General features: G+C 22.8%; 13 protein-coding genes. All 13 read right to left on the bottom strand.

Going from position 1 to position 14,141, the window contains the following annotated elements:
- Window positions 1–17: 17 nt before the first annotated feature.
- Window positions 18–1,565, bottom strand: a complete 1,548-nt coding sequence (gene fliF, locus Q5F54_RS01935) for a flagellar basal-body MS-ring/collar protein FliF (RefSeq protein ID WP_302333914.1) — start codon at window positions 1,563–1,565, stop codon at window positions 18–20.
- Window positions 1,566–1,590: 25 nt separating this feature from the next.
- A complete protein-coding gene (gene fliE, locus Q5F54_RS01930; protein ID WP_195906790.1) occupies window positions 1,591–1,920 on the bottom strand; it encodes a flagellar hook-basal body complex protein FliE in 330 nt (109 codons plus the stop codon).
- 18 nt (window positions 1,921–1,938) lie between these two features.
- Window positions 1,939–2,343 carry a flagellar basal body rod protein FlgC gene (gene flgC / locus Q5F54_RS01925; protein ID WP_071119218.1) on the bottom strand — a complete coding sequence of 135 codons (405 nt, stop codon included), beginning with the start codon at window positions 2,341–2,343 and terminating at the stop codon, window positions 1,939–1,941.
- Window positions 2,344–2,347: 4 nt separating this feature from the next.
- Window positions 2,348–2,671, bottom strand: coding sequence for a flagellar biosynthesis protein FlgB (locus Q5F54_RS01920; protein ID WP_281538652.1), 324 nt, complete (start codon window positions 2,669–2,671; stop codon window positions 2,348–2,350).
- A gap of 362 nt (window positions 2,672–3,033) precedes the next feature.
- Window positions 3,034–3,675, bottom strand: a complete 642-nt coding sequence (locus Q5F54_RS01915; protein ID WP_302333913.1) for a hypothetical protein — start codon at window positions 3,673–3,675, stop codon at window positions 3,034–3,036.
- Window positions 3,676–3,970: 295 nt separating this feature from the next.
- Window positions 3,971–4,924, bottom strand: a complete 954-nt coding sequence (locus tag Q5F54_RS01910) for a glycosyltransferase (RefSeq protein WP_302333912.1) — start codon at window positions 4,922–4,924, stop codon at window positions 3,971–3,973.
- An 18-nt stretch (window positions 4,925–4,942) separates the two neighbouring features.
- Window positions 4,943–6,505 carry a hypothetical protein gene (locus tag Q5F54_RS01905; protein ID WP_302333911.1) on the bottom strand — a complete coding sequence of 521 codons (1,563 nt, stop codon included), beginning with the start codon at window positions 6,503–6,505 and terminating at the stop codon, window positions 4,943–4,945.
- 204 nt (window positions 6,506–6,709) lie between these two features.
- Complete coding sequence (locus Q5F54_RS01900; protein WP_302333910.1) at window positions 6,710–7,669, bottom strand: glycosyltransferase; 960 nt, start codon at window positions 7,667–7,669, stop codon at window positions 6,710–6,712.
- Between the two features lie 108 nt (window positions 7,670–7,777).
- Window positions 7,778–9,598, bottom strand: coding sequence for a polysialyltransferase family glycosyltransferase (locus Q5F54_RS01895; protein WP_302333909.1), 1,821 nt, complete (start codon window positions 9,596–9,598; stop codon window positions 7,778–7,780).
- 197 nt (window positions 9,599–9,795) lie between these two features.
- Window positions 9,796–12,027, bottom strand: a complete 2,232-nt coding sequence (locus Q5F54_RS01890; RefSeq protein ID WP_302333908.1) for a glycosyltransferase — start codon at window positions 12,025–12,027, stop codon at window positions 9,796–9,798.
- A 78-nt stretch (window positions 12,028–12,105) separates the two neighbouring features.
- On the bottom strand, window positions 12,106–12,915 hold the full coding sequence (locus tag Q5F54_RS01885) for a flagellin (protein WP_302333907.1): 810 nt from the start codon (window positions 12,913–12,915) through the stop codon (window positions 12,106–12,108).
- A gap of 108 nt (window positions 12,916–13,023) precedes the next feature.
- Window positions 13,024–13,341 carry a hypothetical protein gene (locus Q5F54_RS01880; RefSeq protein ID WP_302333906.1) on the bottom strand — a complete coding sequence of 106 codons (318 nt, stop codon included), beginning with the start codon at window positions 13,339–13,341 and terminating at the stop codon, window positions 13,024–13,026.
- Between the two features lie 16 nt (window positions 13,342–13,357).
- Window positions 13,358–14,141, bottom strand: a 784-nt coding sequence (gene fliD, locus Q5F54_RS01875) for a flagellar filament capping protein FliD (protein WP_302333905.1), incomplete at its 5' end; no start/stop codon positions are given.

Raw genomic sequence — 14,141 nt, 5'->3', positions numbered from 1 at the left:
AAGCACCTCCCTTTGTATTACTCACTTAACCAATTTCTAATTAAGTCTGTAACTTGCTCTTTATTTTCTGATGCGTATTGTCTTACTTCTTCTTCTAAAGATATACTTTCTTCTTCTTCATCCTCAGTAGATCTAGTTTTTTCCATTTCTTGTATTTTTTGATTTATAATATCAAGATGTTCACTGTCGTCGAAATCTTCTTCAACAATATCTGAATTTTTCTTCTTCATGTACATATAAACTACTATTCCTACTATTAATAACAATAATATTCCTACTACAACTGCCACTATTTTCATCACCTTATTTATATCATCCTTAACTGCTAAATTGTCATCTTCATTAGCTAATGTATCAAATGGCATTCCAACAACAGATATACTATCTCCTCTATTTTTATCAACACCAATAATATTAGATACTATATCCTCTACTTGTTGCAGAGTCTTATTATTTAAATTTCCATTAATAGCAACTGATGCTGTAATCTTGTTAATTTCGCCCTGTGCCTTTATAGTTTTAGACTCTGTTCTTCCTGTTTCATATTCAATACTTTCTTCTCTACTTGTATTTAAGTTTGTATCATTGCCACCCACAGTGTTCATATTGTTATCAATATTACCACCAGCAGCATCATCTTGTGATGTTGTATTTTCTTTCTTATTCTCTTTTATTGCTACTTTATTTGGATCAATTTTTATTTCAGTAATTTCATTAGTATCAAAGTTTAAATCTGAATTTACTTTTACTACAACTTTACCTGACCCAAACATAGACTCAAGTACTGAAGATATAGCTCTTTCTAAATCTGAATTTAATTCTTTTTCTGCTTTTCTAGCTATGTATAGTCCACTTGAGTTGGTAGCTTGCTCTTTTCCATTTTCATCATATAAACCTTCAGATAAAAGATTCATATTTTGATCAACTACTTCTACATTTTGTTTGGGTATATTTTCACAACTTGCAGAAACTAAAGACATAATAGACCTTACTTGACTTATATCTAAACTTTCTCCTGGGTTTAGAGTTATAGTTACTGCAGCAGACCCTGGTTGAGTTTCCTTAGCAAATACAGATTCTTCACCATTTATAATCTGAACTCTTGCATCTGCCACTTGAGAAAATGTCTTTATAGTCTTTTCAATCTCGCCTTGTAGCATTCTTTGTTTCTTTATCTTAAACTCTTCATCTGTCATACCAAATGATGAACCTTCGTCCATAAGCTCATAACCTTTAGAACCATTAGATATATTTTCTGATAGTTTTAATCTTAATTCATCGACCTTATCCTTTGGAACAAGTATACTATCACCTTGTATTTTCATATCTATTTTTTCACTTTCAAGTTCTTTAGTTATGCTTGCTGCATCAGTAGAATTCAAACCTGAAAAAAGAACTTTGTACTTGTTGTTATTCATGTACTTTACACCAAATACAATAGATAAGATTACTGCTACAGAAGCTATTACTAAAGCTAGCTTTTTAGTTTTACTTAAGGCTTTAAAGTCCAATATTTTTTTACTTATAAACTCTTTAATCTTATTTATAATATCCTTTACATTCATTTGCTCACTCCTTTATAAAATAAAACTATAGTTGAACTGAGCTTAACTCTTTGTATGCATCATATAATTTATTTCTCATTTCTAACATGAGCTGCATAGAAATTTGAGCTTCTTGAGTAGATAACATAACCTCATGCATTGTTATATCATCACCTTTTATAAGAGCTTCAATGTCATTATTAGCTTTAACTTGACTATCATTAACTTTATTTACTGCATTGTTTAATACATCTGTAAAATTAACCTTATCACTTTCATTTAAATTCTTATTTGTATTATCTATAGTGTTATTTTGAATCTGATTTAAAAACATCTTTGAATCAAAATTAACACTTGACATATTTATCAAACTCATTATTTGCACCTCCATATATTACTTTCCTATTTCAAGAGCTTTTGAAATCATATCTTTTTGAGCATTCAAAGTATCAATATTTGATTCATATGCTCTAGATGCAGATATTAAATCTGACATTTCTACTAGCAAATCAACATTTGGATATTCTACATATCCCTCTTCATCTGCATCAGGATTATTTGGTTCATATACCTTTCTAAGAGGAGATTTATCTTCTTCTATAGAAACAGCTTTAACTCCTAACATACCTAATTTTTCATCATAGTTTTCTTGAAAACTTGCTATCTTACGAACGTAGGCCCCTCCATTTTCAGTTCTAGTAGTTTTTACATTAGCAACATTCGAAGATATAACATCTATTCTTAATCTTTCGGCAGATAAACCACTAGCGCTTATTCTCATTCCATTAAAAACACTCATTTAATTACCTCCCTGATATTACACTTTTTGTCATAGATAATTTAGTATTTGTCAAACTTACAATTGCATTATATTGAAGGCTTGCAGCAGCTTGATTTACCTTTTCACTTTCTAAGTCAACATTATTTCCGTCTTCCCTTACTACGGAATCTTTATCAACTTTTACCTCAATTTTCGCATTATCCATTTCATTTTTTAAACTGTCCTCAAAAGTAACATACTTTCTTTTATAATTCGGGGTATTTATATTTACAATGTTGTTTGCTATAGTTCTATTTCTTAGTTCTGTAGCATCTAACCCCATTTTCATTAATCCATATATATCCATAGTCCATCTCCTACAAAAACTTTTTATAATATTTTATTTAAATTTTAAATTTCCTATCGACCTATTATACTACTTTTCTCGACATTTTTCTACGTTTTTCGTTTTTTTCATATATTTCCATATATTTTTCGACATTCTTTTGCATAACTTTTATATGTATTCATTTTTATAAGTTGTATAATTTTGTATTTTAAATAAAAAAAGAAAATAGCCATTTTAAATTTACATAAAATGACTATTTCCTTTAATATATAAAAATTATATTTATTTTTACATTAATAGTAATTAATTTAAATTAAAATAAATTATAAATCTCAAGCCTTTTATAATTTATTTTAATTTTATGCTTCTAAATTTAGAATTTATATTGCAATATTAATTAGAATTCCAGTTTCAATATTATTTTCTATAGATATAAATCCTAATTCTTCATTTATAAAATCTTTATGTATAGAATCTTTATTAGAATATAGTTTTGATACAGCCTTATCAACACTATCTTCTAAAATCATAAGTTTTGTTTTATATATAGATATCTTATTTTTTACTTGATCTATTTTCTTAAGTGTTTCTTCTATTATTGATATTATTCTCTCATCTTCTAGTTTATTATCAGTATTTTTGCTATTAATTTCTTCGTATGATTTAAAATTTAATTCATCTTCTTTTTTAGCTAGTTGTTTTATTTTTACTTTTATATTTGATGATTCTTTTTTTTCATCTTTTATATTTTCTGAGTATATATTTTTTGCATCTTGTAAAGTTTTTTCCATTTCTTCAATTTTAGCTTCTTGAATTTGTATATCTGATATACGACTTTGTAGTTCTCTTTGATTATAATTCATTATATTAACTTTTCTTTTTATTTTATTTATATTGTTTAATGAATTATTATCTTTATTGTATGTTTTTGCATTTTGTTGTTTTTGTATATTCATATTATTTAAGTTTATATTAACATATAAACTTAATTCCTGTAATTTATTTTCATTATTTACATTCATTCTTCTCTCCCATATATTACAAGCTTCATTTGATTTGATTTTTTTAAATACAATTGAACTAAAAACCTATAGTTGATAGTTTGTATTATTATTTAATCATCACAAAAATATAACACCAAATTTTACTACTATATATAATAAATATAATAAGTTTCACTATGGTTTTTATATCTAAGATCCTTGAAATTTATATTCTTTATTATATTTACTATAGTATAAAGCTTATATTTTTAATTTCAAATACAAAAATCATATTTTTACGATAAATTTTCTTAATAATCCATTGATATTTTAATTAGTTCCTCTTTACCAAAGCCAATAAAATTGGCTTATTAATTAACATATCTAAAAAAATGCCATTTACTTTTTTATTTTTTTTTATACTTATTTTTATATTTTTTATACAATCATATTCATTTAAAATATAACTATCTATTGTAGATTTCATATAAAATTCCTCTATACATTTTATAAAGTTTAACTTGGACCTATTATCAAGATCTTTTTCTTTAGCTATATATAAATCATATAATTCATTGGCGCACATATAATGTGCAACTATATTATTTTTAGTCTTACAACTTGTCATTATAGAATCATTTCTTACTCTTCTATTAAATAATTTTTTATCTACATATTTTACCCTATTCGCACATATATAGCTATTTACAGTTTTTATTACATCTTCATATATTAAATTATCTCTATATTTTATTTTAAATTTATTTAAAAAATCCTTATTAAAAAAATTTAAGCATGATTCATAATACATACCATGAGTTTCCATCATTTTATTAAATAAAATTTTACCACTACATATTTTCGAATCTAAAATATCACTTCTATCAATTTCACGTAAGTCATAACTACTATATCCATCCTCATAAAGTACATTACTATCAAATGTTATAAAATCCAATTTGTTAATTTCACACTCTTTAAAGCATATCTCCATTGCATTAAGTTCTATATAGTCATCGCTATCTAAAAAATAAATATATTTTCCTGATACCCTTTTCATACCTATATTTCTTGCAAATCCTGGACCTTTGTTCTCTTGATCGATTATTATTATATTATTATACTTTTTTTCATATTCTTTTAAAATATTTAAACTATTATCTGTTGAACCATCATTTATACATATAACTTCTATTTTATCTAGAGTTTGATTTACTACACTTTCTAAACATTGCTTTAAATATTTTTCTACATTGTATACGGGTATAACTATACTTACGTTTATCAAAAAAAACACCTCTCTTTATTACTTATAAATCTCCATTAATTCTTTATAAAAATTATAAAATTTTTCATAATTTTCATTTCTATTTGCATATAACAAGTATGCTATATTTCTATTTACTAGAGGTGAGTTTATAAATTTTGATTCACTATTTTGTATATCATTATATTTATTTAAGGAAAGATCAAATTCATTAAGTTCAAAATAATAAAGTGCCCTTTTATAATTAATCTCATCATGTAACTGTAATTCTGCCATTTTATAATTATTTGTAGTTATATTAACTATAAAACTTATTAAGTCAGTATTTTTTATAGAATTTAGATATAAAATTTCAGCTTTATATATATCCTCTATATATTCACTATTTATAACATGTATTATTAAATTATTATAATCTTTTGTTTGATTAAGTAAAGTTATATATAATAAATATGACTCTTCTGTTTTATATTCATCATTTATCGTTTTAGCTATTTTTATACTATTATTTAAATTATTACTTTCTGCTGCTATTAAATACAATGATTTTATATATATATCATCTAAATTCTTTGAATATTCTCTTAATTTATCTTCAAATCCTCTTTCGTAGTCTTTTCCTATATTTTGAAGTATATAATCTATGGTAAATTCATTTCCTATATTTTCATCTATAAGATATACATTATTTCTTCTTTCAATAATCTTTTTTGCATTATATACACTTATATCACTTGTAAATATAAATTCGCAAGTATTACAAACTTCCTTTTCAAGATACATGTCTATATTGTGATTTAAATAATTACTTTTATCGGTATAATAATTTTTATTTTGATAATATGCTATTTGGGCACTATTTTTAAAATTATTTATATAATCTATTTTATCTATATCTTTAAATATTATTATACAATTTTTATTTCTTCTAACTAAATAGCCTAAAATATCTTTTGATTTTTTTGAATTAACTTCATAATTTATTATTCCATTTTCTTCATAATTATTTTCATGTTCTAAATTATCATTTTCTATTAAAGCTATTACTCTATTTTCACCTTTAAAATTCATACTTTCTTCTTTCGTTAATCCAAAAGTTATTAAAGTATGTGATATTTTATCTTGTAATTTATCTATTATATCGGTTACTTCTATTATTAAATCTTTATCATCAGTATTATTAATACATCTTTTATAATATTCTAAGGCTTCATCAGTATTTCCCACTACCAAATTTAAATATGCTATATTATAAAGTAAATCTGAATTTGTATTATCTATATTAAGCCCTTTAGTAAATTTTTCAAATGCATCTTCTATGTTATTTTCATTTAATGAAATTATTCCTGCAATTGAATAATAACTAGCATCTTTACCAGATATCTCTTTATATTTATAAAGTAATTCCTTAGCTTTTTCTAAATTTCCTTGTGAAATCATGTCTTCTATACTTAATTTTATTTCATTCTTTTTATCATTTTTATTAAAGCTGCTATTATGATAATTAGTTATATCCTTCTGTAAGAAATATTCAAATATTAATTTTTCCAATTCTTGTTCTTGACTTAATACTAATTCTCTTATTTTATTTAATGTAATCATATATGCTCTCCTTACAATACTCATCTATTACTTTAAAACTAATTTTATAGTTCTAGTATAAAAATTTAATCATATTTTATAATAAATACATCAGATATAAAATTAAAGTACATTATACTATTATTTTATACCTTAGTTTATAATAGAAAAATACTCATATTCAAATATTCATTATCATCAAAACATATTGTTCGCATATTATATTTATTTCAAACTATAATATAAAGATAATTTATTTGCATAAATATCTGTACTTATGTCAACTATATCAGTATTATTATTTAAAAATTCTACAACTTCTTTTCTTATATTTTTCTCTTTCAAAAAGTCACATCTGCTTAAAGTACTTTTTGCATGTAAATTTACATGTTGATAGAGTGTATTTCCAACTTCTGTATTTATATCATAATTATAAATACAATATATTTTGTATAATTCTTTAAATACTTCAAAGTTTCCATATATATGTTTTTTATTAAAATTTGATGTCATTATAGAATTATTCCTAATTCTTCTATTAAAAAATTTTTTATCTATATATTTAATTTTTTTTGCCTTTAATAGACAATGACATGTATGAATCTCATCTTCATGGTATATTCCTTCTACAAAGAATAACTTATTTTTTCGTATAAATTCAGTATTATAAAAATTTAGCCAAACAGGTGCCTTATATCCACCACTCTTGTTAGATACTACATAAAACTCTTCACCTGTTAACATATATTTAGGTAGTAAATCGCGCCTATCATAATCCTCATTTATATCGTTACCTACATAATCTTTATCTAAAAAACATATTGCATCAAAAGTTACCATATCTAAATTGTATTTTTCACATTCTTTGTAACAAAGTTCCATAGAATTAGTATCTATAAAGTCATCACTATCTAAAAAGTATATATATTTACCTTTTGCTTTTCTTATACCCACATTTCTACTTGCGCTTAAACCTTTATTTTCTTGACTTATAACTATTATGTTGCTATATTTTTTTTCATATTTTTTTAATATTTCTAAGCTAGAATCAGTAGAACCATCATTTATACAAATAATCTCAATATCATTTAATGATTGTTTTATAGCACTTTCTATACATTGTTCTAAATACTTTTCCACATTGTATACTGGAATAACTATACTGACTTTAATTATAATGTCCACCTTCTTTCTATAAATAACTCACTTTGCATGAGCTATGGGCTTGCTAAATATTTAATACTTCCAATGACTTTGTTCGTTACTTGAAGTCTTATATATATATAATTTTTTTTACACATTATTTTTTATTTTTAAAATTATTTCCTCTACTGAGTTAGGGAAAAATACGCCTAGTTTACCAAATGCAGTATATAAATCATCTTTATTTTTATTTATTAAATTTTGAATACATATTGCATTTTTAGGACCTAGTATTTTACAAAATGTAATTATCGATGTTGATCTTAATGATATTAAAATTATATTTTTATCCTTAAAAAATGCTTCCATAGGTATGTTTTTATCTAATAAAAACATATTATCGTTGTTTAATATAAATTCATTTAAGTATTCATTATTTTCTCTAGGATGATATTTTATATAAATATTATGATTTAATTTTGTTGCATATTTAGATATTTTCTCAATAATATTTATATAATCATGTAAATTGTATTCATTAATTTCATCAAAAAAACTGCTATGCTCTAAAGCTATAAGTATACTATTATTTTTAATTTCATAAATTTTATTAGAGTATAATATAGTTATGGAATCATTTAATAAATTTTCTTCTATTTTATTATTTTTCTTATTATCTTTTAATTTATCTACTATTAAATTTGGATATAAAAAATATCTTTCTTTTATACAACTATACATTCCTAATAAATCAATATCTTCTATATTCATATTTAATTCTTCAGAAAAAGTATTAGCTAAATGGATTCCCATACCAAACTTATGGTTAACTATGTTACAATAATTAGCCATTCCATCTTCAACATATATTATCTTTCCATCTGTATTTAATCTTGTGGTTAAGATATACTGAGTTTTTACTTCAGATTCATTATTTACAAATATATTTTCATACTTATTATTTTCTAACAACTCATTTATATAAGTTAACTCTTCTATATAAGTTGTATCCTTTGGCAAATCAATCATATAAATTTTTTTGAAAATATATTTTAATTTTTTTATTAAATCATCACTTATATCAAATGTTTTATTTATAAAAATATGGTTATCAAATATTTTGTATTCATTACTAGTACATAAACTAACAGCTAATAATATATGATACAGTGTATGAACTATAAATAAATTTTTAGTATTATCCTTTTTTAGATTATTTAAATAATATAATTTAGGTGATTCTAATTGAATCCTTAAATCAATTGGAATATCTAAAATTACCTTTTTTATTTCATTAACAAAATATTTTCTTTCATTATATAAATTATAACTATCCATAAAATTTAAAATGTCATAAATATAGATAATAAAAGATTTATTTTTAAAGTTCTGTCTATTATTATTTATAAATATTTTTGTGAATGTTTCAAATATCTTTCCCCCTATAAGAATATTATCTTCTATTGTATTTTTATTTTTGATATATTTTATCTTACTAGCAAAATATATACTTTTTATGATTTGTAAGTAATCAAATTCCAATATATTTTTATCAAAAAATAAATCTAAATCTAATAAAAATTTATTTTTGTATATATATATTTGTCTATCTGTGCATATTTCTTTTTTATTTTCTAAATCTAAAATTAATATGTCTTCATTATCTGTGTAAATTTTACTAATATCATTTATTTCTTTTATATTATTTATATCTAAAAATGTTATATATTTACACAATTTTAAACTAATAATAAAATTTTTTATAAACCCATAATTATAATTTTTATATTTTACAACTTTTATATTTTCATATTCACCATATGATTCATATACTAAATTTTGATTGCATTTAGAATCATAACTAACAAATATAATGTTTATTTTTTTATTTATTTTACTCAAGATATAATTTATATTTTTATTTATTTCTTCATATAAATTACCAGTTTTTATAACTATATTTATTTCCATATAAGCTACCTCTTCTAAATTTCATAATAATCCTAAAATTCTTAACCTTTATCAATTCTAAATATTTTAATAAACTTATAGTAATCTATTTATAAATTTTATTTAATTTCATATACAGCCGTTTTAAGATTATTATCACGGTAATACAAACTTATGAACTATCTTTTACTTTTAGATATTACACTTAATGCAACAATTTATCTATTTAAAAATTTTAGTCTTTGTTGTGAATCAAACATTATATCTTTATCTTCACAATTATATATTATTTTTTTATAAAAACTTGTTGCTTCATTTATTTCTCCTATGGATTCTTTTAGATATGCTATATTAAACATAGTATTATAGTTGACTTCTAGAAGGGTAGCTTCTTTAAATAATAATTCCGCTTCTTTAAAGTTTTCATTGTGCATAGCTATAATCCCCTTCATATTTAATATATCATTATCTTTACTAAACATAGTTTCATACTCTGTTATCATCGACGTAGCTTCATCCAAGTTATTAGACTTTATGCTATTTTCAACAATAGATTTGTATTGTTTTTTTAATGTTTTTAATTCTTCGCTTTCCTCAAATTCAGATTCAAATTTATTTATTAATATTTCTATACCATCATTATATTCTCTATAATTATTTAATAATTTTTTCATATTATTTATATATTTTAATAAATCTTTATTTTTATTTTTTTCTAAAATATTAACTTTCACTATAAATATATCATCTTTATCCTTAAGTATATTTAAAAGTTCTTCATCAGATAAATCTTGATTATATATATTTTTTATATAATCATAGCTATACTTTACATATAATAAAAATAATTTCTCATATTTATCATTTTTTAAATTTCCATATTTTAATAAGGCTTTAGATAAATTAGAATATATGCTTAACTTTTTATTATCTAAAGTATTCTTTAATGAAATTAAGTAATTATAAAGTTTTAATATAAATTCTTTCTTATTTACAATTAAGTAAGTTATATATTTTTCAACTTTAAAATAACTTATATTTATTAAGATTTCTTCTATTTTAAAACCATCCCTTAATGCATAATATAGTACTTCTCCATAATAAATATCATCTTCTTTTAATAAAATTTCTTTATAATTTGATAATGATATTTTTTTACCTAATCTTAAACTATTTAAAATACCATAATTACCTTCTATATTTGAAAATATTTTATAAATATTTTCTTTTTCTTCTTCTTTTAATGTCTTCAAAAATTCCTCTAAGTGATATTTAAAATCACTTTTACTGTAGTTAAATTTAGGGTATTTATTATAAAGTTCAAGTATTTTTTCCTCACTATTTAATTTATATAAAGCTTTAAAAACTATATAATAAACATTTTTTATAGCTTCTTCACTTAAATCATCTAAACTTCTTACTATCTTATCATACATTTCTAATTTATCATAAAGCTCTATAATTACAGATTTTACAAGTTCTTTATTTTCACCCGTTTCTAAAACAGCCTCCATATTATTAGCTTGTGTTGATATATTATAGTTATCTAAAAGATATAAATATCTTTCATAATTTTTAATACTTTCTTTATATTTGCCTAAATTATTTTGACTTGTAGCTAAATAATAGTATACATCTATATTTTTTTTATCATTTTTTATATATTTTATACATAAATTCTCACATTTTATATATAACTTCAATGCTACATACAATCTAAGTAAAGTGCCTATTACAAATAAAGGAATTTTATCTTGTTTATTATATAAATCATATGACTTTTCTATATAATAAAGTGCTTCATTAATTTTTAAATCCGAAATATAAGTTTTACCTAATTGATAATTATTATATGGATTATTTGGATTTTTTTGCATCTCTTCTAATAGTAACTTCATATTTCTTTCAGTTTTTTTTTCTCTAATCTCCTCATCACCATACATATACCCATAGTGATAAAAAGATGCTATATCATTATATACAGGCCCCTTATATTTTGGTTGTTCGTGTATTGCGCCATCATATCTAAAACCATCTACATTTTTAAAAATTCTAAGAATAGATGCTAAACTATATTTGTTATTATTTTCATCAAAAGTGTTTTTTAACTCTATTGTTGCACAGTTGAACTTTGTGTGGTTATCTGAATTAAAAAACTCTTTTAATTTATCATAATTAATTAATTCTTCATCTGCATCTAATATTAAAATCCAATCCCCACTTGCATAGCTTATAGATATATTTCTCATATCTGCAAAATTATCATTCCACTTTGAAAAATAAACTTTATCAGTATATTTTTTAGCTATTTCTACAGTACTATCAGTTGACCCTGTATCTAGTATTATAAGTTCAGTATTTATATCCTTTCTTAAATCATTTAATGCATATAGTGTTTTATCTAAATATCTTTCTTCATTTTTTACCATCATTACAATACTTAATAACATATTTCTTCTCCTTATAGTTATCAAATTTAAAAATAAAGAGTAAAGCATATGCTTTACCCCTTAGTTTTAAATTTAATATTATCTTAATAATTGAGAAACAGATTCTGGTTGTTGCTTAGCTTGAGAAACCATAGCTTGTGATGCTTGATTTAATATGTTTAATTTAGATAATGTAACCATTTCTTTAGCAACATCTACATCTCTTATTCTTGACTCTGCAGCAGTTAAGTTTTCAGTACTTGTAGTTAAGTTATTTGCAGTATATTCTAATCTATTTTGCATAGCACCTAATTCTGATCTTGCAGCATTTATTGATTCTAATGCAGCATCTACTTTTGTAACAAAACTTTGTGCATCAGTAGAACTTGAAACACTAATTGTTGATAAACCATTTGCTATACCTGATAAATTTGCAGTTGTTATTTTTCTTGTTTCTGAATTAGCTCCAGCTTGGATAGTAAATGATGCTCCAGCTTTATTTAATAATTCTTTTCCATTAAATTTAGTTTCTGTTGCTATTTTACTCATTTCATCTTGTAATTGTTTTAATTCTTCTTTTACTTTAGTTCTATCTTCATTAGATAATGTGTCGTTACCAGCTTGTACTCCTAACTCTCTCATTCTTTGAGCTATGTTTCCAGCTTCTTCTAAAGCACCTTCAGCAGTTTGAACCATAGATATACCATCTTGTACGTTTCTTTCAGCTTGTTCCATACCTCTTATTTGAGCTCTCATTTTTTCTGAAACAGCTAGTCCTGCAGCATCATCTCCAGCTTTAGTTATTCTTAAACCTGTAGATAATTTTTCCATAGAAGATCCTGCTAATGCAGTATTTTTAGACATTTGGTTTGTTGCTATCATAGCATTTAAGTTTGTATTTATTCTCATTTGTGTACTCTCCTTAGTTTTTAATTTTTGACATCCTTGTCATTTTATTTTAAATACTTGGCCAAGTATTTCTTATAATATATATATACGGTATATTTTTTTAATACTTTATACTTTTGCATTAAAAATATTTATTTTTTGTTGGTTATTATTTATATAAGTATTATTAGTTATTGTAGAAAGCTTTTGTTTTTGTATTTCTAGTTTTATTTTAATCATATTTTGATTTAATAAATTTTTTATAGTTCTGTCTAAATCAATTATTCCAATATTAATCATTAAATCCTTAAAATTTTTATTATTTTTTTCTTCTTGTAAGATTTTTTCTCTTTTTTCAAAAAGAATTTCTAATTCTTCTATTTTATCATCTTTTAAACACTGTATAATTTCTAAAGTTATTTTTTTATATAATTTTATATTATCCATAGTTTATCTCTTTCTACTATGCTTGTGCAAAGTAATTCATTTGTGAATTAAGCTTGTTCATTTGTGATTCTAGATTACCAAATTTTAAGTATAACTTGTCTTCTTTGTCATGCATTTTACTTTTAAGATTTTTTATAATATCTGCTTGTCTTTTTAATTGTTCTGAGTAAAAGTTGTTTGCTACAGATGCAGTTTTTTCAAGTCCAGCTTTTTGGGCAAATACAGATGAAGCCCCTCCAACATAATTTTTTACAGTTGATTTCATCTTTTCCATCATACTATTTGAACCACCTGCAAAAGCTTTATAAACCTTTTGTGAATCATTTTCAAGTGCTTCTGTAAATTTAGATTCATCTAAAGATATTTGACCTCTTTTATTATAATCTTCAGCAGTTGAAATCCCCATTTCATTAAGAATATTCATTTTGTCTCCAAATATAGCATTTTGCATTGAATCCATGAATCTTCTCATTTCAGAGTCATTTCTAAGTATTCCTTGCTTTGCTTTTTTCTCCCAGTCTTTAATTTCATCTTCACTCATTTCTTCTTTTTGAGCTTCTGTTAAAGGTGAATAGTCAGAGTCTTTTTTCTCTGTTACAAGGTCATATATTTTGTCCATGATTTTATTGTAATCATCTACAAAAGTTTTCATCTTTTGTACTACACTACTTGCATCTTGTTTAGATGTTATTTCAGCACTACCTGTTGAATTAACAGTGTATTTTATATTATCTATAGTAAATGTATTACTTTCTTGGCTAAGAATTTTTTTAAACGTTCCATCTTTTGATGATACTTCT

This window comes from uncultured Romboutsia sp. (assembly GCF_958366745.1).
In the GTDB taxonomy this organism is placed as follows: domain Bacteria; phylum Bacillota; class Clostridia; order Peptostreptococcales; family Peptostreptococcaceae; genus Romboutsia; species Romboutsia timonensis.
This window is presented reverse-complemented; position numbering and strand designations above follow the sequence as displayed.

Coding starts and splice junctions, on each gene's coding strand:
- fliF (WP_302333914.1), bottom strand. CDS start 1,565: ATGAATGTAAAGGATATTATAAATAAGATTAAAGAGTTTATAAGTAAA.
- fliE (WP_195906790.1), bottom strand. CDS start 1,920: ATGAGTTTGATAAATATGTCAAGTGTTAATTTTGATTCAAAGATGTTT.
- flgC (WP_071119218.1), bottom strand. CDS start 2,343: ATGAGTGTTTTTAATGGAATGAGAATAAGCGCTAGTGGTTTATCTGCC.
- Q5F54_RS01920 (WP_281538652.1), bottom strand. CDS start 2,671: ATGGATATATATGGATTAATGAAAATGGGGTTAGATGCTACAGAACTA.
- Q5F54_RS01915 (WP_302333913.1), bottom strand. CDS start 3,675: ATGAATGTAAATAATGAAAATAAATTACAGGAATTAAGTTTATATGTT.
- Q5F54_RS01905 (WP_302333911.1), bottom strand. CDS start 6,505: ATGATTACATTAAATAAAATAAGAGAATTAGTATTAAGTCAAGAACAA.
- Q5F54_RS01895 (WP_302333909.1), bottom strand. CDS start 9,598: ATGGAAATAAATATAGTTATAAAAACTGGTAATTTATATGAAGAAATA.
- Q5F54_RS01890 (WP_302333908.1), bottom strand. CDS start 12,027: ATGTTATTAAGTATTGTAATGATGGTAAAAAATGAAGAAAGATATTTA.
- Q5F54_RS01885 (WP_302333907.1), bottom strand. CDS start 12,915: ATGAGAATAAATACAAACTTAAATGCTATGATAGCAACAAACCAAATG.
- Q5F54_RS01880 (WP_302333906.1), bottom strand. CDS start 13,341: ATGGATAATATAAAATTATATAAAAAAATAACTTTAGAAATTATACAG.